A 22,817-nucleotide genomic window follows, 5' to 3' on the forward strand; every position below is an offset into this window, starting at 1 on the left:
CACACCCGCTCCTCAATCGCCGGAGGGGCTGGGGTGCGGGATCAGAAGAACGTGCGGATGTAGTCCGTGACCGTGCCGTCCGCCTTCACCAGCGGGATGAGCTGCCACTTGTCGAAGCTGGTGCACGGGTGCGAAAGGCCCATCCCGACCCAGTCCCCGATCTCCAGCCCGGTCCCTTCCTCGGTCTCCACCCACGCGTGCTGGTCCGACAGCTTGGTGACCTCGATGCCCGTGGCTTCCCGTACGGAGCCGTCCCGCCCCGACCGCACGACCTGTGCCTCCGGCAGATCGAGGTCGTACGCCGCGTCCCGCTTGCCCGCGTTGAGGAACGCCTGCCCGGGGGCCGGGCGGGAGACGACCTGCGCCCACAGCCGGAAGGCGGGTTGCAGCGCGCCCTCCTCGGGGACCCGGTTGAAGGGCGTCACATCGCGGTAGTGGCCGTCGTCGTGCGAGACGTACGCCCCCGAGCGGAGCAACTTGAGTACGGGGTGCGACAGTTGCGGGATCTCCGCGAACACGTCCGCCACCGCGTCGAACCACGCGCTGCCGCCCGCGCTGATCACGACCGGCTCACCGGCGTCCAGCGCCGCGAACCGTCCCTCCGCGTCGAAGGCCACGGCCAGCGCGACGAGCCGGCGCAGCCAGTCCCGTACCCGCTCGCCGGACGCCTCCGGCACCTCGCCCTCGTAACCGGCCACGCCCACCAGGCGCAGGCTCCCGGCCGAGGCCACCGCGTCGGCGACCGCGGAGCAGTCGGCCTCGGTACGGGCACCGGTGCGGGCGCCCTCGCCCGCGCCGAGCTCCACGACGACGTCGACCGGGCGGGAGGCGCGGGCCGCCCGCAGGGCCTCGTCCATCAGCTCGACGCCGCGCACCGAGTCGACGTAACAGACGAACCGGAAGCCGGGGTCGGCGTCCAGCTCGCCCGCGAGCCACCGCAGCGCGGCGGCGTCGACGAGCTCGTTGGCGAGGAAGATCCGCTGGATCCCGTACGCCCGGTAGACCCGCGCCTGATGGGGCACCGCCGCGGTGATGCCCCACGCGCCGCGCTCCAGCTGGCGGGCGAACAGCTGCGGGGACATCGACGTCTTGCCGTGCGGGGCGAACGCGAGACCGTGGCGCTGCGCGTACGTCTCCAGCAGGGTGAGGTTGTGCTCGACGGACTCGGCCGACAGGGCGAGCACCGGGGTGGTGAACCCGCCGGTGAAGAGGTTGCGCCGCTCGGCGGCCAGCGCACCGACGGTCAGCCCCTCCGCGTCGGGCGGGAGCGCCTTGAACCGGTGGTCGACCCGCTCATCGGCGAGTCCGGCCAGTCCGGCCACGGGACGGTCGGCAGCCATGGGTGCCTCCTCGATCGAAGTAGGTCGTGTTCAGTCGTCTGTCAGTCGTCTGCCAGTCGTCGTTCCGCCGTCTGTCAGCCGCCTGTACTGCATTGCGTTGCAACATATGCAACACCCATTGCGTATATCGCTCAGGGTTGTCTAACATCCGAGCCGATGCCCGGTCAATGGTGAGAACCGGTGCCGCCCCAGACCAAGAGGAGCCCCGAGTGTCCGGAACCCCGGCCAGGACCGCCGCCGACGCCGCGACCGCTGATGTCGTGTGCCTCGGCGAGTCCATGGTGACGTTCCTGCCCTCGCAGCCAGGACGCCTCGCCGACGTACCGTCCTTCGGCCGGGGGATCGGGGGCGCCGAGTCCAACGTCGCCTGCGCGCTCGCCAGGGCGGGGCACCGGGCCGCCTGGGTGAGCCGGGTCGGGGCGGACGGCTTCGGCGACCACCTCGTCGACGCGATCTCCGCCTACGGGGTCGACACCTCCGCGGTGCGGCGCGACCCCGCCCGGCCCACCGGCATCTACTTCCGCACGGCGACGGACCGCGCGGCCGACGTCCACGAGGTGGCGTACTACCGGGCCGGATCCGCGGCCTCCGCGATGTCGCCCGCCAACGTCCCCCGCGAGGCCCTGCTCGCCGGCCGGGTCCTGCACCTGTCCGGCATCACGGCCGCGCTCTCCGCCGACTGCCTGGCGCTGCTGCGCGAGCTGACGGCCCCGCGGCCCGGCCGCCCGCTCGTCTCCTTCGACGTCAACCACCGGCCGGGACTGTGGCGGGGCGGCGACGCCACCCCCGACGTCCTGCTGGAGCTCGCCCGCGGCGCGGACCTCGTCTTCGTCGGGGAGGACGAGGCGGAGGAGGCCTGGGGGATCACGGCCGGGGCCGAGGCGATCCGCGAGGCCCTGCCGGAACCGGCGGTGCTCGTCGTGAAGCGGGGCGCGGACGGGGCCACGGTCTTCTCCCGCCCCGAAGCCGGATGCACTGACGTGGTGACCGACGTCCCCGCCCTGCGCGTGGACGTCGTCGCGCCCGTCGGCGCCGGTGACGCCTTCGCGGCCGGATTCCTCTCCGCGACCCTGCGCGGACTGCCCGTCCGCGACCGCGCCCGGCACGGTCACCTGATGGCCGCCGCCGTCCTCACCGTCGCCGGTGACCTCACAGACCCGCCCGCCCGCGACCGGGCCGACCACCTCGCGGCCCTGGACGACGCCGCCTGGGGGAGACTGCGTCTCGGCCCCGGCTGGACGGGGGACGACACGGAGGTACGCAGTACATGAGTCAGACAGTCGACCGGGCGCTGAGCATCCTGCCGCTGCTCGCGCAGGGACCCGCCGACCTCGGACAGGTGGCCGAGCGGCTCGGCGTCCACAAGTCCACCGCGCTGCGGCTGCTCCGTACGCTCCACGAGCACGGACTGGTCTACCGCCAGCAGGACCAGCGCTACCGCCTCGGCGCGCGGCTCTTCGCGCTCGCCCAGGAGGCCGTCGAGAACCTCGACGTCCGGGAGATCGCCCACCCGCACCTCGCCGAACTCAACGGGAACTGCGGACACACCATCCATCTCGCGGTGTACGAGGAGAACGAGGTCCTCTACATCGACAAGGTCGAGAGCCGCTACCCGGTACGGATGTACTCCCGGATCGGCAAACCCGTCGCGATCACCGTCGCCGCCGTGGCCAAGCTGCTGCTCGCCGACCTGACCGAGCCGGAACGGCGCGCCGTCGCCGAGAAGCTCGACTACCCCATGTACACGTCCCGTTCGACCCCCGGCGCCGGTGCGTTCCTCAAGGAACTCGCCGCCGTACGCGAACAGGGCTGGGCCACCGACCTCGGCGGCCACGAGGAGTCCATCAACTGCGTCGGCGCCCCCATCCGCGGCGCCGACGGGCGCGTCGTCGCCGCCATGTCGGTCTCCGCGCCGAACGTGGTCGTCACGGCGGAGGAACTCCTCACCCTGCTCCCGCTGGTCCGGCGCACCGCCGACACCATCAGCCGGGAGTACTCCGGCACCACCCGACCCAAGAGAGCCTGATCAGCGATGACCGACAAGACCGCACTCACCCCGAGCACCCACACCACCCCGCCCGCGAAGTTCTCGCACGGAGTGAAGAAGGGGAACATCCTCCAGGTCGCCGGCCAGGTCGGCTTCCTGCCCGCCGCGGAGGGCCAGGCACCGACCCCCGCCGGTCCCACCCTGCGCGAGCAGACCCTCCAGACCTTCGCCAACGTCAAGGCGATCCTGGAGGAGGGCGGCGCGAGCTGGGACGACGTGATGATGATGCGCGTCTACCTCACCGACGTCGACCACTTCGCCGAGATGAACGAGATCTACAACACCTACTTCGGCGAGCAGAACCTCAAGGCCGCCCCCGCCGCCCGTACGACGGTCTACGTCGGACTGCCCAAGGGCCTGCTCATCGAGATCGACGCCCTCGCGGTCCTCGGCTGACACCGGCCCTAGCCGCCCCCCCCGCACCCTGCACCACGGCACGGCGCCCCGCCCCACCGGGGCGCCGTGTCGCGCTCCCCCCATGCCCGAAGCCCATGCCCGAAGCCCCATGGCCGACAACGGAGTTACCCATGCTGCTCGCCGCGAGCCCCCCACCGGTAGGGACACCACCCCACACCGGTGGACTCCTCCTCCTGATAGACGGCACGGCCGGTCTGCTGACCGTCGCCGTACTCGGAATCGCCCTCCTCCTCTTCCTGATCATCAAGATCAGGCTGCAGCCGTTCGTCGCGCTGCTCGCCGTCTCCATAGCCGTCGGCCTGGGCGCCGGACTCTCCGTCACGGAGCTGTTCGGCACGGTGCAGAAGTCCGCCGCCGTCTCCGTCATCGAATCCGGCATGGGCGGCATCCTCGGCCATGTCGCGATCATCATCGGCCTCGGCACGATGCTCGGCGCGATCCTCGAAGTCTCCGGCGGAGCCGAGGTGCTGAGCGCCCGGCTGCTGAACCTCTTCGGTGAGAAGCGCGCCCCGCTCGCCATGGGCCTGACCGGTCTGATCTTCGGTATCCCGGTCTTCTTCGACGTCGGCATCTTCGTCCTCGCACCGATCGTGTACGCCGCGGCCAAGGGCTCCGGCAAATCGATCCTGCTGTACGCGATGCCGCTGCTGGCGGGTCTGTCCATGACCCACGCGTTCCTGCCGCCGCACCCCGGCCCGGTCGCCGCCGCCGGCCTCTTCCACGTCTCCCTCGGCTGGGTCATCCTGATGGGCGCCGTCGTCGGCATCCCGTCCGTACTGGCCGCCTGGGGATACGCCGCCTGGATCGGAAAGCGGATCTTCGTCGAGGTCCCGCAGGACATGGTCGAGGCCGCCGCGGAGGCGAAGGCCGCGGTCGTCGCGGAGCAGCGCGCCGCCGGAGTCACCCCGCACGAGGCCCCGGTCGGGCTCGGCACCGTACTCACGATCATCGGCACCCCGCTGGTGCTGATCCTCGCCGCGACGTTCTCCTCCATCGCGCTGGACCCCTCGACGCTCCGCTCGGTCGTCGAGTTCTTCGGTAACCCGTTCGTCGCCCTGACGATCGCGCTGCTGCTCGCGTACTACCTGCTCGGCATCCGGCGCGGCTGGTCCCGCAAGTCCCTGGAGTCGGTGTCGACCTCATCCCTCAAGCCGGTCGGCAACATCCTGCTGGTCGTCGGCGCGGGCGGGATCTTCGGCGCCGTGCTCAAGAGCAGCGGGATCGCGGACGCGCTCGCGGACACGTTCAACGACGTCGGCCTGCCGGTCATCCTGCTGGCCTGGCTGATCTCCGCGGTGCTGCGCATCGCCCAGGGTTCCGCGACGGTCGCCATCGTCACCACCGCGGGCATCGTCGTCCCGCTGGTCGAGGGCCAGGGCATGTCGCAGCCGCATCTGGCGCTGATCATCATGGCGATCTCGGCCGGTTCGATCATCGCCTCGCACGTCAATGACGGCGGCTTCTGGATGGTGTCGAAGTACTTCGGCATCTCGGAGCGCGACACCCTGAAGTCCTGGACGGTGCTGGAGACGGTCCTGTCGGTGGCGGGGTTCGTCGTCGCGGCGCTGCTGAGCCTGGTGATCTAGGGCGGGTTATGGCCTGACACGCAGCAGCGCCGCCGGGGGAGCGGCGGCGCTGCTGGTCATGGACGCTGGTCCTCGGATGCCGGACCGTGGACGGTTACGGCAGGCCGTGCACGTGCGGGCCGACCGCGTTCGACCAGGCGTTGCCCGACTTGGCGTCCCAGTTGGTCGACCAGGTCATCGCGCCGCGCACCCCGGGGTAGGTCTTCGACGGCTTGAAGCTGCCGCAGCCGGTGCCCTTGGCCAGGCAGTCCAGGGCCGCGTTCACGACCGAGGGGGACACGTAACCGCTGCCCGCGCCACTGGTGGAGGCGGGGACGCCGAGGCCGACCTGCGACGGGTCGAGGCCGCCCTCCAGCTGGATGCAGGCCAGTGCGGTGAGGAAGTCCACCGAACCCTGCGAGTAGACCTTGCCGTCGCAGCCGAGCATCGAACCGCTGTTGTAGTACTGCATGTTGACGACGGTCAGGATGTCCTTGATGCCGAGAGCCGTCTTGAAGTACTCACCGGCGGTGGACTGCATGTCGATGGTCTGCGGTGCCATCGTGATGACGAGACCGGAGCCCGCCTTCTGCGACAGCGAGCGCAGCGCCTTCGTCATGTAGGTGGAGTTGACGCCGTTCTCCAGGTCGATGTCGACACCGTTGAAGCCGTACTCCTGGATGAGCGAGTAGACGGAGTTCGCGAAGTTGGTCGCGGACGCGTCGCTGTTGACCGAGACCGAGCCCTTCTCGCCGCCGACCGAGATGATGACGTTCTTCCCGGCCGCCTGCTTCGCCTTGATGTCGGCCTTGAACTGGTCGACCGTGTAGCCGTTCAGGCCCGCCGAGTCCAGGTTGAAGGTGACCGCGCCGGGCGTGGTCGTGGCGTCGGCGAAGGAGACCGCGATGATGTCGTAGTTCGCGGGCACGTCGCTGAGCTTCTGCACGGTCGCGCCGTTGTTGAAGTTCTGCCAGTAGCCGGTGACCGCGTGCTTGGGCACCGAGGTGGACGGGCCACCCGGGTCGGTGCCGCCGCCTACGGCCGTACGGCCGCTGACGGCCGGGGACTTGACGGACTCACCGGCCGCGTTGGTGGCGGTCACCGTGAACTGGTACGCGGTGTTGGCCGCGAGCCCGGTGACGGTCGCCGAGTTGCCGGTGGCGGTGGTCGCCTTCGCGCCGTCCTTGTAGACGGTGTAGCCGGTCGCGCCGGACACCGCGCCCCAGGACAGCGAGACGGAGGACGACGTGGTCGTGCCGACCGCGAGACCGGCCGGGGCGCCGGGGATCGACGGGCCGGGGTCGGTGCCACCGCCGCCGTCGGGGCCGCTGACCGAGAGGTCGTCGACGAAGTAGGCCGCCTGGCCGTACCAGCCGTGCGTGTACACGGTGACCGAGGTGGTGTTCGCCCCGGTCTTGAAGCTGGTCGAGAGCTGGGACCAGCTGCTGGAGTCGGGGGTCCAGGTGGACACGTCGGTGGTGCCGGTGCCGCTGACGCCCAGGTAGGCGTACCCGCCCTGGACCCAGGAGCTGAGCGCGTAGGTCGAGTTGGGCTTCACGGCCACGGTCTGCGTGCACTGGGCGTTGTCCTGGCCGGCCGGGGTCGCCTTGAGTGCCGAGGCGCCGCCGTGCACGGGGGAGGAGACGATGGAGCCGGAGCCGCCGGAACAGGTCCAGTTGGCGAGGCCGGACTCGAAGCCCGCGTTCTTGGCTACGTTGACGTCGGCGGCCTGCGCGCTGCTGGCGAGGCCGGTGACGGTCAGGGCGCCCGCGGCGACGACCGCCACGGCGGCGCCCAGTCCCTGGCGGGTGCGGCGCCGTCTGCGGCTGGTGACGGGGGAACGTTCCACTTGCTGCCTCCGTGGGGGAGTTGATGATGGCGGGGGAGCGACACGGGGATGTCGGGGGTGTGGAATCCAGGAACGGTGGCCACCGCTGGCCGATAAACTGGTCCAGACCAATCGAGTTGTCAAGACCTCTGGCAGCGACGGGTACACGAGGCTTCGCCCCGAGCGCGTCACGCGGGCGGCGCGCGAACGGTCGGTGCGCCGTCTGCGCGCTATCTGCACAGGGTCTGCACGGCGCGCGCACGCGTCGCGCGTGCGTGGACGGCAACCGCCGGCCCGGCGTGGGTGTCCACGCACGGGTGACGTGAGCAACATGGCCTGTCAGTAACGGTTTTCGGCCACCCATTCATGGCGCGAACATGTCAGAATCTGCATTGACGTGCGCAAATGAATTTCAACGGACGGGAAATGGGAATGCCTGACGGTAACCCTCCGCAGTGGTACAGAAGTTAACAACTATCGGTTTGGTCTGATTTCGTACAGGGGTGTCGGGTGGCTGATGCAGGGGTGTTGCCGTACCGGGTTCCGCTGGGTGTTCTCTGCCGTGTAGGACGCGGTTAAAGTGCTGGAGCAGAAGCTGAGGCAGAAGCACGGAGCAGGAGCGATTGCGGCCGACGTCATGGCGACGCCGGCCGGAGCCGAACGGGGAACAGCGTGCCGACCGCAATAGCAGTGACCAGTGCTGATCTGGTCCTACCGCCGACCGATCAGCAGACGCCGACAGCGGCCCTGCTGCAGGCGCCGGACGCCCAGGCGATGGACCTGGCGATCGGCGACATGCACGTGATGCTGGAGCAGCACGGGTATGTGATCGCCGTGTATCCGACGGGCATCGCACTCGCGCACGAACGGCGACTTCACGCCGTTCGGTCCGTGCTGGAGAGCGATCGCATCGCGCTGCTCAAGGTGGATCTGCCGCCACTGGGCGTCGCCGTGCTGGTGCGGCAGTTGCGGCAGCTGTCCATCTGCGACTTCAGCCCCGGAGTGGTTGCCTCCTCCGCGCGGCTTCTGTCCCATTACATCCATGCGGGCGCCCTGATGAGCTCGGTGACCAAGCTCGACCGCGTCCCCGTCAGCCTGAAGACGCACGCCAAGTCCTGGGTGCCCGGCTCCCAGTTCGCCGTACTCGCGGGACCGAACCCCCAGCTCATCAAGATCGGCCCGTCGGCGGAACCCCTGGCGGGACCGGAGTTCGGTACGCACCTGCTGGTCGCCAAGGGGCAGTTGCAGTCCGAGTGGGTGCAGCAGACCCTGGCGCCCGCCTGGAAGGTGCAGGCGATTCAGGATGCGACGCTTCCCGCTGATTCCTCCCGATGGTGGGGAACCGGGAAGTTGATCGAATTCGCCGCTTATCTTCCGGATATCTCCGTCCTGTACCAACTCGTTTCCTCAGTAAGACGAGAGACCTGTCACTGGTGCGGAATGGAGCTGATCGGCGATCGTTGCGGGTTCTGTTCCTCACCGCTTCCCGCCACCGAGAACCGAATGCCGTCGTCCGGTGTCCTGAACCATGGAGCGCCCGCACCGCCACGGTCGTAGCAACCGCGGATTCCTCCTCCGCGGAAGCCCTCGCGGTCCGGACGCCGTCCGTGCCGCACACCCGGCTCAGTCCGCCCTCCAGACAACAGCCCGAACAGCCCGAACACCCCCCGCGCATTCTTCTGTCCGCTGCCCCACGCATCCGACCCGAACGAGGTTGTCCGGCCCATGAACTCCCGCCAGCGCCGCGGCGTGATACTCCTGCTCCTCTCGGTCCTGTGCGCCTTCGGCGCCTTCGCCGGAGTGCTCTCGGTGATCAGCGACGTCAACTCGAAGGTCGGCCCCGAGGTCTCGGCCTACAAGCTGAAGAGCAACGTCGCACCCTTCACCAACTTGACTCCGGACAAGTTCGAGAAGGTCTCGATGCCGAAGCGGTGGCTCTCGACCAACGCGGTGACCGACCTCTCCGAGGTCAACGGCAAGATCGCCCTCACCACGCTCAAGGAGGGCTCGCTCCTCCAGTCCGACATGATGGAGTCGCGCCCCGCCCTGCAGCCCGGTGAGCAGGAGATCGCGATCATGATCGACGCCGCCACCGGCGTCGCGGGCAAGATCACCCCCGGCGCCACGGTCAACGTCTACGCGACCTTCGCGGGCGAGGGCCAGGACGGCCGTGCGCAGTCCAAGGTCATCGTCTCCAACGCGAAGGTGCTGGAGGTCGGCAAGCTGACCGCCCTGGACCCGAGCAGCGACGGCAAGGGCAGCCAGGCCACCGAAGCCGTTCCGATCACCTTCGCGCTGAACACGCTCGACACCCAGCGCATCGCGTACGCGGAGTCGTTCGCGATGCACGTACGCCTCGCACTCATCGCCAGTGGCAGCGACAGCTCCATCCGACCGGGCGACCGCACCTACACGCTCGACAAGGACAAGTGAGGATTGGATGACCACGAGGATCCTCCCGGCCGTCGGTGACGCCGACGCGGCCAGATCCGTCACCACTCTGCTCAGCCAGCTCCCCGACGCGGAGCCGGCCGCTCCGGTCGGTGACTCGACCCAGCTCATCGACACGCTCGCGCGCCTCGCGGGCGAGTCGCTCGACGAGCTGCCCGAGGTCGTGCTGGTCCACGAGCGGATCGGTCCGGTGCCGGCCCTGGAACTGATCCGGGAGGTATCCCTGCGCTTCCCCGCCGTCGGGGTCGTGCTCATCACCGCCGACGCGAGCCCCGGGCTGTTCTCCGCGGCGATGGACTCCGGCGCCCGTGGCCTGGTCACGCTGCCGCTGAGCTACGAGGAACTGGTCAACCGGGTCCAGTCCGCCGCCCAGTGGTCCGTCGGCGTACGCCGGCACCTCGGCGCCGGCGGGGACGTCTTCACCGGGCCCGGCGGCACGGTGGTGACGGTCAGCGGGGCCAAGGGCGGGGTCGGCGCGACGGTGGCCGCCGTGCAGCTGGCCCTCGCCGCCCAGGCCTCCGGCCGGACCGTCGCGCTGGTCGACATGGACCTCCAGTCCGGGGACATCGCCTCGTACCTGGACGTGCAGTTCCGCCGGTCCATCGTCGACCTCGCGGCGATCAGCGACATCTCGCCGCGCGTCCTGTCCGACGCGGTGTTCAGCCACAGCACCGGAATCGCGCTGCTCCTCGCACCGGGCGAGGGCGAGCGCGGCGAAGAGGTCAGCGACCGGGCGGCCCGGCAGATCGTCAGCGCACTGCGCTCGCGGTACGAGATCGTGGTCATCGACTGCGGCGGCCAGATGAACGGTGCCAACGCCGCCGCCATCGAGATGGCCGACACCGCGCTGCTGGTCACGACCCCGGACGTGGTCGCGGTGCGCGGCGCGAAGCGCATCGTACGGATGTGGGACCGGCTCCAGATCCGCAAGGCGGAGGAGACGACGACCCTCGTCAACCGGTACAACCGCAACACCGAGATCCAGCCGCCGCTGATCCAGAAGATCACCGGCACCAAAATCGCGAGTACGGCAATTCCCGCTAACTTCAAGGAACTTCAGAGCGCCGTCGATGCGGGTCGCATGCACGAACTCGACTCGAAGAGCGTCGTGAAGCAGGCACTCTGGGCTCTGGCGGGCGAGCTCGGTCTGGTGAAGACACCGGACCGGGCCGAGAGCGGGGCCAAGGAACGAAACGACCGAGGCTCGATCGGCCGCCCGCGCAGGCGCGGCGACTCCACGGGCCGTGGCAAGACCGACTGAGGGGGCAGGTTGATCCATGGCAACCATGGAGATGGCGGAAACAGGCATAGGCAGGAGGCGTGACCGCGACCGCGGACAGACCGCGATCGAATTCGTCGGGGTCACGCCACTGATCATCCTGCTGCTGGTCGCGCTCTGGCAGTGCGCCCTGATCGGCTACACGTTCAGCCTGGCCGGCAACGCGGCGGACGTGGCGGCACGGGCGGGGAACGGCGCGCAGCGGAGCTCGGAGGCTGCCTGCATACGGGCGGCGAAGAAGGACCTGCCCGACGCCTGGCAGACCGACAACATCACGTGCGCGCCTGAACGTGGCCTCTACCGGGCCAGGGTCGAACTCGCCGTACCCGTCCTCGTGCCCGGCATCCTCGACTTCGGCCCGAGCGTCACCGGCAACGCCGCCTCGGCGAAGGAGGGCTGATCCATGACCGGAACCAAGCGAAGGTCCGCTCGCGACCGCGGCCAGGTGGCCATCGAGTACATGGGGTTCATCCCCCTGATGCTGCTGGTCGGCCTCTGCGCCATCCAGCTGGGCATCGCCGCGTACGCCACCAACCAGGCGGGCACCGGTGCCCGCGCGGCAGCGCGTACAGCCAGCCAGGACCAGCGGGAGCTGGGGCCGGAACAGGCGGGCAGGTCCGCCATGAGCAGCTGGCTCACCAAGCAGAACCACACCACCTTCCGCCACTACCCCGGCGACGGCACGGTGACCTACACCGCCAGAGTCAAGGTCCCCTCGATCATCCCGTGGATGCAGGACGCCTTCGGTTACGCCGAGCGCAGCTCCACCATGCCCCGCAAGTGACCGCGTCCCCCCACACCGCACCACCGGCACGCCGGACCTAGGAGTCAGCAAAATGAGCCTGCGGGCACGCATCACCGCCCCCGAGGAGCACGGTGGGGGGCGGGAGGACGGCCACATGGTCGCCTCCTACCGGGCCAAGCTGCTTGAGGAGATCGACCTCGCGGAGATGTCCTCGCTGGCCGCCGCCGACCGGCGGGCCCGCCTGGAGCGCGTACTCGGGCACATCATCAGCCGCGAGGGGCCGGTCCTCTCGACCCTCGAACGCTCACAGCTGATCCGCCGCGTCGTCGACGAGGCCCTCGGCCTCGGCATCCTGGAACCACTTCTCGAAGACGCGTCCATCACCGAGATCATGGTGAACGGACCGGACCAGATCTTCGTCGAGCGCAGCGGCAAGGTCGAACAGCTCCCGATGCGCTTCGGCTCGCACGAACAGCTGATGCAGACCATCGAGCGCATCGTGTCGACCGTCAACCGGCGGGTGGACGAGGCGAACCCGATGGTGGACGCCCGCCTCCCCAGCGGCGAGCGTGTCAACGTGATCATCCCGCCGCTCTCGCTGACCGGCGCGACCCTCACCATCCGACGGTTCCCGAGGGCCTTCACCCTCCAGGAGATGATCGAGTTCGGCTCGCTGGACGAGCAGATGCTGATCCTGCTCTCGGGCCTCGTCCAGGCCAAGCTCAACATCATCGTCTCCGGTGCCACCGGCACGGGCAAGACGACCCTGCTCAACGCACTGTCCGGACTGATCCCGAACCACGAGCGCATCGTCACCATCGAGGACTCCGCCGAGCTCCAGCTCCAGCAGAACCACGTCATCCGGCTGGAGTCCCGCCCGGCGAACGTCGAGGGCAAGGGGCAGATCAGCATCCGCGACCTGGTCCGAAACTCCCTGCGTATGCGCCCCGACCGCATCGTCGTCGGTGAGGTCCGTGGCGGTGAATCGCTCGACATGCTCCAGGCGATGTCGACCGGTCACGACGGGTCCCTCGCGACCGTTCACGCGAACAACGCCGAGGACGCGCTGATGCGTCTGCAGACCCTCGCCTCGATGTCCGAGATCAAGATCCCCTTCGAGGCACTGCACGACCAGATCAACAGCGCGGTCGACGTGATCGTCCAGCTCACCCGGTTCGCCGACGGTGGTCGGAAGATCACCGAGATCGCGATCCTCGACTCGCACGGCCGGGACCACTACCGCATCGTCAGCGTGGCCCGCTTCATCCCTCAGCCGATGGCCGCCGACGGGCGGATCTACGGCCAGTTCCAGTACCTTCCGCTCCCGCGCAAGATCGCCGAGCGCCTCTACATGGCCAGTCAGCCGATTCCCCAGGCGTTCGGCGTCGCCTCGTCCGACGAACAGCTCGCCACCCGAGAGGCCAAGTAGGTACCGCGCCATGACCAATCTCCCCCTTCTCACGATCGGCGTCACGCTCATCTGCTGCGTGCTCGGCGTCATGGGCCTGCACGCGTACTCCGGTGGCAAGGCCGACCGCGACGCCCTCGTCGACCGCCTCTCGCACACCGGCCAGATAGAGACCGCAGGACGCCACCGCCGCTTCCGGGGCATCGACCGCAGGCTGCGCAAGACCGGCCTGGGGCGCAGGATCGAGCTCAAGCTCGCGGCCACCGGGCTGGAGATCACGCCGGGCGAGTTCTTCGTCTACGCCCTGGTCGCCATGGCGGGACTCTGGCTGACGGCCTCGTCGATCCTGGCCGCCTTCTTCGGCCCCATCGCCGCTCTGATCGGGCTCTGGGGCACCAACGCCTTCCTGAACTGGCAGCGGACCAAGCGCACCGACCGCTTCATCAACCAGCTCCCCGAGCTCTCCCGCATCCTCGCCAACGCCACCCAGGCCGGACTGGCCCTGCGTACCGCGCTGGCGATGGCCGCGGACGAGCTGGAGGCCCCGGCCGGTGAGGAACTCGCCCGGGTCGCCCGCCGCCTCGGCGTCGGCGAGTCGCTCGACGACGCCCTGAGCGAGCTGACCCAGCGGCTGCCGTCCCGCGAACTCGTCGTCCTCGTCACGACCCTCGTCCTGTCCAACCGGGCCGGCGGTACGGTCGTCAGCTCCCTGCGCAACCTCACGGAGACGCTGGAGGAGCGCAAGGAGACCCGGCGCGAGGTCAAGACCCAGCTGTCCCAGGTGACCGTCACGGCGTACGCCGTTCCGGGCTTCGGCTTCGGCGCGATGCTCCTGATGAACGCCGTCATGCCGGGCGCACTGGACCGCATGACCGGCGCCCTGGTCGGCCAGGCCGCGGTCATCGTCTCGCTCATCCTGTACGCGATCGGGTTCATAGTGATCCGCCGCCTGTCCCGTATCGACGTCTGAGGGGAGGAGCGGACATGGACCTGTTGCTCGCACTCGTTGTAGGTCTCGCTGTTTATGGAGTGATCGCCGGCATCCGGATGTACCGGGCCGACGCCAAGCTCCCCGGCGATCTCGCCATCGCCCTGGAGGTCGGCTCCACCCGCACCAGCGCGGTCGGCTCCGGCATCGACCGGATGGGCATGCGGTGGGCCCCCGCGGTGCTCAGGATGATGGGCCCCAAGTCGGTCAACAAGAAGCGCCGTCAGATCGACATGGCTGGTAACCCCGGCGGGCTCACCATCGACCGGTACGCCGCCCGCCGGGCCGTCTACGGAGCGCTCGGCGCGTTCGGCGCCCTGTCGATGCTCATGCGCGGCCAGCTCTTCCTCGCCATCCTGCTGCTCGCCTTCGGCGCCTTCTGGGTCGAGGTCGGCATCTGGTCGGCCATCCGGGTCCGCAAGGAGCACATCGAGCGCACGCTCCCCGACTTCCTCGACGTCCTCGCGGTCGTCGTGTCGGCGGGCCTCGGCTTCCGCCAGGCGCTGGAACGCGTCGCGGAGAAGTACGAGGGCCCCTGGGCCGACGAACTGCGCATCACCCTGCGCCAGATGGACATGGGCGTCAGCCGCCGTCAGGCCTTCGAGGAGCTCCGCAAGCGGAACGACTCGGAGCAGGTGGCGATGTTCGTGACGACACTCCAGCAGGGCGAGGAACTGGGTGCGCCGATCGTCGAGACGCTGATCCAGATCGCCAACGACATGCGCCGCACGGATGCCCAGAACGCCCGCCGGAAGGCGGCCAAGGCCGTCCCGAAGGCGACCTTCGCGGTCACCTCCTTCCTCCTTCCGGGCACCCTGCTGCTGCTGACGGTCGGATTCGTGTACGGGGCCGACGTCGACTTCTCGTTCCTCGGCGGATGACACGCATGACGGGGATGATGAGCATCACGAGCAGGGGGAGGTGACAGGCGCATGGCATTCCAACTCAGCGACTCACAACCGGGACTGACGAGCGAGGTGCGCCAGGCGCTGGCCAATCCGGGTGCCCAGCCGGCCTTCGCGATCCAGCTCAACGCGCTCCAGGCCATGTGCCGCCAGGTCTTCGGGTTCCGTCTCGCGATGACGGCGATGGCGACACCGTTCGCCATCGCCCGCACGGCACCGGGCGTCGCGACCTGGCTGATCGGTTCGGCCATCCTCGTCACGTTCATGGGCTCCTACGTCCTGTTCCGGGACTGGGAGCGCTTCGGCCCGGTCTTCCTGCGCCACCGCTGGCTGCTCGGCGTCGACGCGTTGTTCGGCGCGCTGCTGCTGATCACGGCAACCCCGGAGTCGACCCTGGCGTACGTCACGGTCTGCACGCCGCTGCTCGCCGGGCTCGTCTACGGGTGGCGGGGCGCGGCGGTCTTCGCCGCGATACAGACGCTGATCATCTTCGGGGTGTACGGCACCGACACGACGCTTGAGGCAGGCACCGCCACCGCGCTGCTCCTGCCCGGTTTCTGCGTGATCTCCGGTGCGGTCGGCGTGACCCTGCGCAACCTGCTGCTCCGCTTCGGAACAGCGAGCCAGGCTCTCACCGAGACCCGGGCACGGCTGGCCGTGAACGAGGCGGTGGAGAGGGAGCGCACCCGGCTGGCCAGGGAGATGCACGACTCCGTGGCCAAGACCCTGCACGGTCTGGCACTGGCCGCCGACGGACTGGCCGGCTCCTCCGACCGGATGGACCCGCTGACCGTCAAGCACCAGGCCGAGCTGGTCGCCCGGTCCGCCCGCCGCGCGGCAGCGGAGTCGCGTGAGCTGCTCTCGGACCTGCGACGCGATTCGGGACTCGACGGTGGCGTGGACGTGGTGGAGGAACTCCGCGCCCGTGCCGACGACTTCACCCGCCGGCACGGCCTCACCGCCGGATTCCGGCTGCTCAACGAGACCCCGGTCCCGCCCGTTCCCCAGGTGGTGGCCCGGCAACTGCTCACCATCGCGTCCGAGGCGATGGAGAACGCCGGCCGCCACGCCCACCCCACGTACCTCGTCGTCCTCGCGGGGGTGAAGGGCGAGGTCCTGCGGATCAGCGTGTACGACGACGGGCGGGGCCTCCCCGCGGGCACCACGCTCGACGACCTCAAGCGGGCCGGCCACTTCGGGCTCGTCGGCATGGTCGAACGCGCCGCGTCCATCGGGGCACGCATCCGGATCGGCAAGGGCAAGGCGGCCACGGGCACCGAAGTACGCCTGGAGCTGCCGATGGCGGCCCTGTCCCAAGCACCACCCGCACAGCAGTTCAACTGACCCGCTCCACACCGTCCCCCCACAGATCTTGAGAGGAGGTCGCAGAATGCCGGACGACGTCTCGCGCGCATCGGGCCAGAACTGGGCCGCAACGCACCACGCCTCCCAGCACACGTCCCCGCATGCCACGCCCATCAATTCCGAATCCAGTTCCCCAGGGTTCCCCGCCCCCCAGCAGACCGCGGCATCCGGAGCCATGCCCGCCTTCCCCTCCGCCCCCGACGTTCCCGCCCCCGGCCCGCTGCGGGTCGTCGTCGCCGACGACAACCCCGTGGTCCGGGCGGGCCTGAGCGTCCTGCTCTCCGGCCGCGACGACATCGAAGTCGTCGCAGAGGCCGCGGATGGCCGGGAGGCCTACGACATGGCCGTGCGGCACCGCCCGGACGTCGTGCTGCTCGACGTCCGGATGCCGGGTGTCGACGGCATCTCCGCCCTGCCCCACCTGGTCCGGGTCGCGCCGGTGATGATGCTGACCTACAGCCGCGAGAACGAGATCGTCCACGAGGCGCTCCGGCTGGGCGCGGGCGGCTATCTGGTCCACGGGGAGTTCACGGCGGACCAGCTCGTACAGGCCGTACGTGACACGAAGAGCGGCCGGGCCCACTTCACCGCCACAGCGGCGAACGCACTCCTGGCCCACATGCGGCAGGGGCCCGGATCGCCGGGTGGGCCGCTCCCGGAGGGCCTGGGCGCGGCGCTGACCTCCGGCGTTCCCTACCAGCAGCCCGGATACGACGGTCACGGCCCCGGGCCGTTGCAACAATACGATGCGTATGCACATTTGCCCTTTCCTGAAGTGGCCCCACCTGGGGCGCGACCGGTAGGACAATCCCAGGGTCTTTCGCATCTGCAACCAGGTGTGGGACAGTCTTCACTGTCCGGGGGTGTCGGCGCGCCTCCTAACAGGCAGCAGTACGGGCTGAGTTCACGGGAGGTGGAGGTCATGGAGCTGATCGCGTCCGGCATGAGCAATCGGCAGATCGCCGCCACGTGCTTCATCAGCGAGAAGACGGTCAAGAACCACATCAACCGCATCTTCACCAAACTGCACAGCGGCAGCCGCAGCGAGGCCATCGCCCGCTGGCTCGGCACGGCGCCGGCTGCGGGTCCTGGCGCACAGGGGGACAGGTAGTCATGGCTGACCGGGGGAGTGAACGAGACGCGGTGGGCTCGGTCCAGAGGGCCCAGCCCGCGAAGCCCAGGGCCCAACTGCTCGATTGGGCCCGGGAATGGGCCCTGGGGCCCTCTGGTGGGCATGGTGTTCCGCCGTATGTTTCTCATATCGCAAACGGCACCGGCCAGGAGGAAGCCGGTTACGGGAGCGACAACGAAGGAACGTGCGAGTCGGCCGGCAGTCGGTCGGCCGAATCTGGAGGGGAACACCATGTCGAACATCACCCTGAAGTCCGCCGTCCGCGTCAACGGCTGGGCCAACACCGCCATCTCGAAGATCCAGAAGCGCTACGAGACCGCGGACCGCGGCCAGACGGCCTTCGAGTACCTCGGCATCATCCTGGTGGTCGTCGCGATCATCGGTGGCATGGTGGCCGCGGGCATCGGCGGCGCGATCACCGACCGCATCACCGGCCTGGTGAGCTCCATCACCGCCGGCTAGTGGAACCGCGCCGACGCAGCGATGCAGGGCAGGCTTTCCCCATCTACATTGTGATGGTGGCGGGCCTGCTCTTCCTCGCGTTCGCTTTCTTTGCTGTTGGTCAGGCCTCCGCCACGCGTAACGGCGCCCAGGGTGCTGCGGACGCCGCCGCGCTCGCTGCCGCTCAGGAAGCCCGGAAGGACCTCGGAGTACCGTTCCTCGACGCTCTGCGGACACCGGACGGTCTCACCGAGTTCCTGGCGAATCATCGGTACTTCAGAGCCGGATGTTCGGACGCGCAGCAACTGGCATCCGCCAATCGTTCGGACCTCTACACCGATGACCCCGTCGGCCGGCCTCGTTGCCGCTGGGACGAGGGATTCCTCCAGGACAAGGTCACGGTCAGCGTCAAGACCCGTTACACGGTGGGCTCCTCGGTGATCCCCAGCACGAAGACCAAGCACGCCACGGCCACGGCCACTGCCGTGATCGAGTTCCGGTGTTCGCCGCAGCTCAAGGACGTGCCGAGTGCTGACCCCGGCTCCGACGACGAGGGCGACAAGGACGACACGGGCGACAAGCCGGAGCTGCCGATCCCCACTCTTGATTGTCACGGGGGCGGTCTTGATGTCGACCCTGCCCATCCGGAGTTGTGGGATGCCCTGGCCAAGACCATCTTTGCCGTGCACCTGATCGACGACTGACAGCGAACGACGAGTAAAGGAATCTGAACCCATGAGCATTCGGCGCACCACGAAATCCCGAAGGGTGGTGGCAGCGGCCTCCATGGCGGCTGCCCTGGCCCTGATCGTCACCGGCTGCGGCGGCGACGACGGCGGGAAGACCGAGGACACCGGCTCTTCCTCGTCCGCCAAGCCCTCCGACGGAGACAAGGGGGCCGCCGGTGAGGACACCGCCGCAGGGGACAACGTGGACTCGAATGCGAAGCTCGCCGAGGCCAAGGGGCAGGGCGGGCTGACGCTCGTCGTCAATCAGGTCAAGCGTGACTCCGGCGGCTTCATCACGGTTCAGGGCGAGATCAAGAACGAGGGTGACCAGGCCAAGAACACCGCAGGCTGGGCAGGTGCCGAGAACGCTGTTGTGGCGAACAACCCGAACTCTGTCGCCGGAGCCACGCTCGTGGACAAGGCTGGTAAGAAGCGTTACTACATCCTTCGCGACACGGAATCGCGTTGCCTCTGCACCACAGGGATTCTGCCGATTCAGCCGGGCAAGTCGACGCCCGTCTTCATGCAGTTCCCGACCCCTCCGGAGGCCACGACCGAGGTCGACTTCACCCTGCCCACCTTCGCCACCACCTCGCTGAAGATCTCCGGGTGATGGCGGATATGAACAGCATTCACACGCGGCACAGGCCAGGTCATCTCGCGGGCCGGGCCATCGCTGTCGCGGTACTGCTCGCCGGCACCACGGTATTCGGTGCGACAACGGCCCTGGCAGACGACGGCCCGAGCGTTCCTCCAGGCACAGAAGCCTCGTCCGAGCCGCCCGTCAAGCTGGACAGCAACGACCCGGACCTCAAGATGCCGGACGGCGGCACCCTCGCGCCCGGCAAGGTCCTCGACATCATCCAGGTCGTCGAGGACGAGGGCGGCGAAGAGCGGCGCGAGGACACGAACGCGGACATCAAGTTCGCGCTCCAGTCCGAAGTGCTCTTCGGCAAGGACAGCGCCAAGCTGAGCTCCGCCGCCAACTCCCGTATCGCGGCCATCGCCGCCGAGATCAAGAAGCAGAACTCCTCGAAGGTGCGCGTCTTCGGCTTCACCGACAACCTCGGCTCGTCGGCACACGGCGACGTGCTCTCCAAGCAGCGTGCCGACGCCGTGCAGTCGGTGCTGGTGAAGTCCACAGGCTCAGACATCACGTTCGAGATCCGCGGCTACGGCGAGCAGTACCCGATCGCCAGCAACGCCACGGAAGAGGGCCGGAAGAAGAACCGCCGCGTGGAGGTCTCCTTCCCGCGCGGCAGTTCCTCCTGACCCGACCTGCATCAGGGCCTGTTGTGGGGTCTCAGAGCTCGCTGCACAATCTCAGCGAGTTCTGCACGGCGGCGGCATTTATGCCGCCGCCGTGAGCGGTAGTAGACCCCGTCCCGTCCGGCGTTGAGTGCAGCACCGACGCCCTGATCTGTCGCTTAGTCACGTTCGGCCGGGGCGGCTGGCATAGCTTGCCGGTGCGAGAGGGAGATGCGGCGCTGGGCCGGGTCGAAGTCCAGGATCTTGACTGGCAGTGCGTCGCCGACGTTGACAGCCAACTGTGGATGGTCTGGTCGCCCGTCGCCCAGTTCGGCGTTGTGTACCAGCCCCTCGAAGCCGTTCTCCTTCTCTTCGATGCGTACGAACACGCCGAACGGCACGAGCTTGGTGACGCGGCCGACGATGGTCTGGCCGATCTGCCCGGCGAGCAGTGGCATCGGATCTTCGTGCAGGGCCCTGAGCGACAGCGACACGCGTTCGCGGATCGGGTCTACGTCGAGAATTTCGGCACTGATCTCCTGGCCGACGGCAACGACCTCGGAGGGATGGTTGACGGGGCGCCATGACAGCTCGGGGATATTGATCATCGCTTCGAAGCCGCCGATGTCCACGAAAGTGACCAGGAAATCGGCGATCAGGGTTACCCGGCCGGTGATGATCTCACCTCGGTGAAGGGTCTTGAGGAAGGCCCATTTCCGGGTGCTCGGGGTGGGGTCGATCTCCCAGCGGGCGCGCACCACTCCGTCGCTGTCGGGCATGACGGCGGCGAGCAGCGGGACGCGGTCGTCGGCATCCATGGACAGGATCATCGCGGCGGAAGCGCTGGAGAGACGGGCGGCCAGCTCCGGGAACTCATCTTCGTCGGCGGTGGCGCTGTGCATCCGCCCGTCTCGGCCCTGCCAGACACACTCGGCGTGGCCCGCGGCGGGGAGCGTGGCGAGTACCGCGTCGAGGTCGGAGGACAGGTCCGGCCAGATAGCCAGCCGGGCTCGGGGAACGAGCCCGGCGCGGATCGTGTCGATGTTGTCGGGGGTGAGACGGTGCCATCGCCCGGAGTTGCAGGCGGACCGCTCCTCCAGGACCCTGGCGTTGGTCCCCGCCATCGACCAGCGCAACTGGGCCCAGAACTCGTCGTCGGCCGGCCGCTGGGGGCCTTCGCCCTCGGCTTCGAAGTCGTACGGCGAGGCGTCGATCCGCTCTGGGAACAACCCGAGCGCGCGGGTCCGGGCCACCGCGGTTTCGCAGGGCCGACTGCTGCCGATGTACATGTACTGGTCCCAGCCCACGTGCACGGCGAAGGTGTCCTCCACCTCCAGCCGACACCAGGCGCCACCGTCGCGCAGCATGACCCGTACAAGATCCATCGCGGTGCCGACCGAGACCTCCGCACCATCGTGGAAACCGTCCGGCCCGGTCGGGAAGAGACCGTCCAGCCCGAAGCCGTCCATCGGTGGCTCCAGCCCGAAGTTCACGAATGGCACCGGGAGCTGCGGCTCGCGCACCGCCAGGCGCTCGATGCCGGTGTCCGCGGCGAACGCCTCGATTGCTTGAAGGTAGGCGCCCTCGACCTGGCCGTGGTCGCTGACCGTGTCCTCGGCGCCGGTGTAGTAGCCGTGTTCATCACGGTCGGCGGGGTCGTACTTGGTGACGCGATAGACGTAGGACAGCACGCCCCCATCTTCCAGCATGGTTCGGACGCGGCAACGCGCAGTGTTGCAGGGCCTCACCGGTCGCTGCCCAATCTCAGCGAGCTCTGCACGGCGGCGGCATTCATGTCGCCGCCGTGAGACCCGCGGGTTAAGCGGGTGCCGTGACGATCGCAGCGTCCGGACCGCCTACGCCGTTGGTGCTCGACGCAATCCACGGCGAGAGCCTGAGCGCGTCCCGGGATCGGCCGGAGCCATGTCCCGTGCGATCTCGCGTGCTGTGCGACCGAAGAGTTCTATGGCCCGGTTGCAGCCGTCGGACCGCCACATCAGACCGTATCCGAGGGGCTTGTCCTCCTCCACCGGGACGTAGGAGATACCGGGACGGCCGTGGTACAGGGCGATGTGGGCCCCTGCAAGCAGGACTCCCTTGCCGCCGGCGACGAGCGTCAGTGCCTCCTGGAAGTTGGTGACGGACGGCCCCTGCCGGATCGGCCTGCCGCTGGGTGTGCGCGTCGGCAGCTGATGCTCCAGCCAGTACTCCGGGATGTCGCCCGCGATCGTCAGCAACGGCACGCGGGCCAGGTCCTCAAGCGTCACCGTGTTCCGTCCGGCCAGGGGATGCCCGGCCGCGACAGCCAGCACCCTGCCCTCGGCCAGGAGTGTGGCGCCGCGGGTCAGGTCGTCCTCGTGCACGGGGAAGTCCGTCAGCTGGAGGTCGAAATCTCCTTTTCGTAGCATCCCGTACGGGTCGGAGAACGGCACCTCGCATGCCTCGACGGCAAGTTCGGGATGGGTGGTGCGCAGCTTCTCGGCCGTCTTCATCACCATCTCCCCGGCCAAGGATGTGGAGAAGCCGACGTGCAGGACTCCTTCGATGCCGCGCGCCGAGGCGACGGCACGCGCCAGGGCGTTCTCGATGCCGCGGTAGTGCGGTTCGAGGTCGTCACGGAGGCGGCTGCCCAGGCCGGTGAGGGCCACACGTCGGCTCGTGCGCGTGAACAGAGGTGCTCCGACGCGGCGTTCCAGCTTCTGAATGAGTTGACTCACCCGGGCGCGGGAGAGATGCAGGCGGGTTGCGGTGCGGCCGAAGTGCAGTTCTTCGGCGAGTACGAGAAAGCAGTCGAGTTCGTTCTGGTCCACGACGTCTCCGGGATCCGCGCGGGCATGGATCGGTAAGCCCGGCTTTCCGAACGTCGCGATCACCGCCGTTGTTCCCGGCCGGGTTGTGGCGAAGGCTTGAGGCACCACCAACACACACCA

22 protein-coding genes are annotated in these 22,817 nt (G+C 68.8%); 18 read left to right on the top strand and 4 right to left on the bottom strand.

What is annotated here, in order from left to right:
* Positions 1-41 precede the first annotated feature (41 nt).
* Positions 42-1,340 (bottom strand): amino acid deaminase, encoded by a 1,299-nt coding sequence (locus tag ACZ6S6_RS29950; RefSeq protein WP_469707802.1) that lies wholly within the window; start codon positions 1,338-1,340, stop codon positions 42-44.
* Between the two features lie 209 nt (positions 1,341-1,549).
* Here ACZ6S6_RS29950 and ACZ6S6_RS29955 point away from each other — a divergent pair, with 209 nt between their 5' ends.
* The 4 genes from ACZ6S6_RS29955 to ACZ6S6_RS29970 all read left to right on the top strand — a co-directional run bounded on the left by ACZ6S6_RS29955 (position 1,550) and on the right by ACZ6S6_RS29970 (position 5,390).
* On the top strand, positions 1,550-2,611 hold the full coding sequence (locus tag ACZ6S6_RS29955) for a sugar kinase (protein WP_469707804.1): 1,062 nt from the start codon (positions 1,550-1,552) through the stop codon (positions 2,609-2,611).
* Positions 2,608-3,366: an IclR family transcriptional regulator gene (locus ACZ6S6_RS29960; protein ID WP_362965936.1), complete on the top strand. Its 759-nt coding sequence runs from the start codon at positions 2,608-2,610 to the stop codon at positions 3,364-3,366. Before ACZ6S6_RS29955 ends, ACZ6S6_RS29960 begins: the two co-directional genes overlap by 4 nt.
* A 6-nt stretch (positions 3,367-3,372) precedes the next feature.
* On the top strand, positions 3,373-3,783 hold the full coding sequence (locus ACZ6S6_RS29965) for a RidA family protein (RefSeq protein ID WP_469707806.1): 411 nt from the start codon (positions 3,373-3,375) through the stop codon (positions 3,781-3,783).
* Between the two features lie 131 nt (positions 3,784-3,914).
* On the top strand, positions 3,915-5,390 hold the full coding sequence (locus tag ACZ6S6_RS29970; RefSeq protein WP_469707808.1) for a GntP family permease: 1,476 nt from the start codon (positions 3,915-3,917) through the stop codon (positions 5,388-5,390).
* 94 nt (positions 5,391-5,484) lie between these two features.
* Here the strand turns inward: ACZ6S6_RS29970 and ACZ6S6_RS29975 are convergent, their stop codons facing one another.
* Positions 5,485-7,218, bottom strand: a complete 1,734-nt coding sequence (locus ACZ6S6_RS29975; RefSeq protein ID WP_362965942.1) for a chitinase — start codon at positions 7,216-7,218, stop codon at positions 5,485-5,487.
* Between the two features lie 669 nt (positions 7,219-7,887).
* Between ACZ6S6_RS29975 and ACZ6S6_RS29980 the strand changes: the two genes are divergently transcribed.
* The 14 genes from ACZ6S6_RS29980 (at position 7,888) to ACZ6S6_RS30045 (ending at position 19,911) form a co-directional block, all read left to right on the top strand.
* Positions 7,888-8,754 (top strand): hypothetical protein, encoded by an 867-nt coding sequence (locus ACZ6S6_RS29980; protein WP_362966005.1) that lies wholly within the window; start codon positions 7,888-7,890, stop codon positions 8,752-8,754.
* Between the two features lie 168 nt (positions 8,755-8,922).
* Entirely contained in the window at positions 8,923-9,630 is a 708-nt protein-coding gene (gene cpaB, locus ACZ6S6_RS29985) for a Flp pilus assembly protein CpaB (protein ID WP_362965945.1), read from the top strand.
* A gap of 7 nt (positions 9,631-9,637) precedes the next feature.
* Positions 9,638-10,909, top strand: coding sequence for a CpaE/TadZ family protein (locus ACZ6S6_RS29990; RefSeq protein ID WP_362965947.1), 1,272 nt, complete (start codon positions 9,638-9,640; stop codon positions 10,907-10,909).
* Between the two features lie 16 nt (positions 10,910-10,925).
* Positions 10,926-11,327, top strand: a complete 402-nt coding sequence (locus ACZ6S6_RS29995) for a TadE family protein (protein ID WP_469707811.1) — start codon at positions 10,926-10,928, stop codon at positions 11,325-11,327.
* Between the two features lie 3 nt (positions 11,328-11,330).
* Positions 11,331-11,711: a TadE/TadG family type IV pilus assembly protein gene (locus tag ACZ6S6_RS30000; RefSeq protein ID WP_469707813.1), complete on the top strand. Its 381-nt coding sequence runs from the start codon at positions 11,331-11,333 to the stop codon at positions 11,709-11,711.
* 52 nt (positions 11,712-11,763) lie between these two features.
* Entirely contained in the window at positions 11,764-13,101 is a 1,338-nt protein-coding gene (locus ACZ6S6_RS30005) for a CpaF family protein (protein WP_362965952.1), read from the top strand.
* 10 nt (positions 13,102-13,111) lie between these two features.
* Entirely contained in the window at positions 13,112-14,050 is a 939-nt protein-coding gene (locus ACZ6S6_RS30010; RefSeq protein WP_362965954.1) for a type II secretion system F family protein, read from the top strand.
* A gap of 14 nt (positions 14,051-14,064) precedes the next feature.
* Positions 14,065-14,949 (top strand): DUF5936 domain-containing protein, encoded by an 885-nt coding sequence (locus tag ACZ6S6_RS30015; RefSeq protein WP_362965956.1) that lies wholly within the window; start codon positions 14,065-14,067, stop codon positions 14,947-14,949.
* Between the two features lie 51 nt (positions 14,950-15,000).
* A complete protein-coding gene (locus tag ACZ6S6_RS30020; RefSeq protein ID WP_362965958.1) occupies positions 15,001-16,317 on the top strand; it encodes a sensor histidine kinase in 1,317 nt (438 codons plus the stop codon).
* Between the two features lie 46 nt (positions 16,318-16,363).
* Positions 16,364-17,449, top strand: coding sequence for a response regulator (locus tag ACZ6S6_RS30025; RefSeq protein WP_469707816.1), 1,086 nt, complete (start codon positions 16,364-16,366; stop codon positions 17,447-17,449).
* Between the two features lie 252 nt (positions 17,450-17,701).
* Positions 17,702-17,932: a hypothetical protein gene (locus tag ACZ6S6_RS30030; RefSeq protein ID WP_469707818.1), complete on the top strand. Its 231-nt coding sequence runs from the start codon at positions 17,702-17,704 to the stop codon at positions 17,930-17,932.
* Positions 17,932-18,615: a pilus assembly protein TadG-related protein gene (locus ACZ6S6_RS30035; RefSeq protein WP_469707820.1), complete on the top strand. Its 684-nt coding sequence runs from the start codon at positions 17,932-17,934 to the stop codon at positions 18,613-18,615. Before ACZ6S6_RS30030 ends, ACZ6S6_RS30035 begins: the two co-directional genes overlap by 1 nt.
* Positions 18,616-18,646: 31 nt before the next feature.
* Complete coding sequence (locus tag ACZ6S6_RS30040; RefSeq protein ID WP_469707822.1) at positions 18,647-19,252, top strand: hypothetical protein; 606 nt, start codon at positions 18,647-18,649, stop codon at positions 19,250-19,252.
* 8 nt (positions 19,253-19,260) lie between these two features.
* The gene (locus tag ACZ6S6_RS30045) at positions 19,261-19,911 is read left to right on the top strand and encodes an OmpA family protein (RefSeq protein WP_469707824.1); all 651 of its coding nucleotides are present in this window, start codon (positions 19,261-19,263) and stop codon (positions 19,909-19,911) included.
* Between the two features lie 155 nt (positions 19,912-20,066).
* On the opposite strand, the gene ACZ6S6_RS30050 is transcribed toward ACZ6S6_RS30045, so the two are convergent.
* Together ACZ6S6_RS30050 and ACZ6S6_RS30055 are read right to left on the bottom strand one after the other, a co-directional pair.
* A complete protein-coding gene (locus ACZ6S6_RS30050) occupies positions 20,067-21,596 on the bottom strand; it encodes a S1 RNA-binding domain-containing protein (RefSeq protein ID WP_469707826.1) in 1,530 nt (509 codons plus the stop codon).
* A 147-nt stretch (positions 21,597-21,743) separates the two neighbouring features.
* Positions 21,744-22,697 carry a LysR family transcriptional regulator gene (locus tag ACZ6S6_RS30055; protein WP_469707828.1) on the bottom strand — a complete coding sequence of 318 codons (954 nt, stop codon included), beginning with the start codon at positions 22,695-22,697 and terminating at the stop codon, positions 21,744-21,746.
* Between the last annotated feature and the right edge of the window lie 120 nt (positions 22,698-22,817).

It is taken from the genome of Streptomyces sp. NPDC048671 (assembly GCF_055587045.1).

Excerpts from the sequence above, each read along its gene's own strand:
- ACZ6S6_RS29950 (WP_469707802.1), bottom strand. The coding sequence starts at position 1,340 with ATGGCTGCCGACCGTCCCGTGGCCGGACTGGCCGGACTCGCCGATGAG.
- ACZ6S6_RS29960 (WP_362965936.1), top strand. The coding sequence starts at position 2,608 with ATGAGTCAGACAGTCGACCGGGCGCTGAGCATCCTGCCGCTGCTCGCG.
- ACZ6S6_RS29965 (WP_469707806.1), top strand. The coding sequence starts at position 3,373 with ATGACCGACAAGACCGCACTCACCCCGAGCACCCACACCACCCCGCCC.
- ACZ6S6_RS29970 (WP_469707808.1), top strand. The coding sequence starts at position 3,915 with ATGCTGCTCGCCGCGAGCCCCCCACCGGTAGGGACACCACCCCACACC.
- cpaB (WP_362965945.1), top strand. The coding sequence starts at position 8,923 with ATGAACTCCCGCCAGCGCCGCGGCGTGATACTCCTGCTCCTCTCGGTC.
- ACZ6S6_RS29990 (WP_362965947.1), top strand. The coding sequence starts at position 9,638 with ATGACCACGAGGATCCTCCCGGCCGTCGGTGACGCCGACGCGGCCAGA.
- ACZ6S6_RS29995 (WP_469707811.1), top strand. The coding sequence starts at position 10,926 with ATGGCAACCATGGAGATGGCGGAAACAGGCATAGGCAGGAGGCGTGAC.
- ACZ6S6_RS30000 (WP_469707813.1), top strand. The coding sequence starts at position 11,331 with ATGACCGGAACCAAGCGAAGGTCCGCTCGCGACCGCGGCCAGGTGGCC.
- ACZ6S6_RS30005 (WP_362965952.1), top strand. The coding sequence starts at position 11,764 with ATGAGCCTGCGGGCACGCATCACCGCCCCCGAGGAGCACGGTGGGGGG.
- ACZ6S6_RS30010 (WP_362965954.1), top strand. The coding sequence starts at position 13,112 with ATGACCAATCTCCCCCTTCTCACGATCGGCGTCACGCTCATCTGCTGC.
- ACZ6S6_RS30015 (WP_362965956.1), top strand. The coding sequence starts at position 14,065 with ATGGACCTGTTGCTCGCACTCGTTGTAGGTCTCGCTGTTTATGGAGTG.
- ACZ6S6_RS30020 (WP_362965958.1), top strand. The coding sequence starts at position 15,001 with ATGGCATTCCAACTCAGCGACTCACAACCGGGACTGACGAGCGAGGTG.
- ACZ6S6_RS30025 (WP_469707816.1), top strand. The coding sequence starts at position 16,364 with ATGCCGGACGACGTCTCGCGCGCATCGGGCCAGAACTGGGCCGCAACG.
- ACZ6S6_RS30030 (WP_469707818.1), top strand. The coding sequence starts at position 17,702 with ATGTCGAACATCACCCTGAAGTCCGCCGTCCGCGTCAACGGCTGGGCC.
- ACZ6S6_RS30040 (WP_469707822.1), top strand. The coding sequence starts at position 18,647 with ATGAGCATTCGGCGCACCACGAAATCCCGAAGGGTGGTGGCAGCGGCC.
- ACZ6S6_RS30045 (WP_469707824.1), top strand. The coding sequence starts at position 19,261 with ATGAACAGCATTCACACGCGGCACAGGCCAGGTCATCTCGCGGGCCGG.
- ACZ6S6_RS30050 (WP_469707826.1), bottom strand. The coding sequence starts at position 21,596 with ATGCTGGAAGATGGGGGCGTGCTGTCCTACGTCTATCGCGTCACCAAG.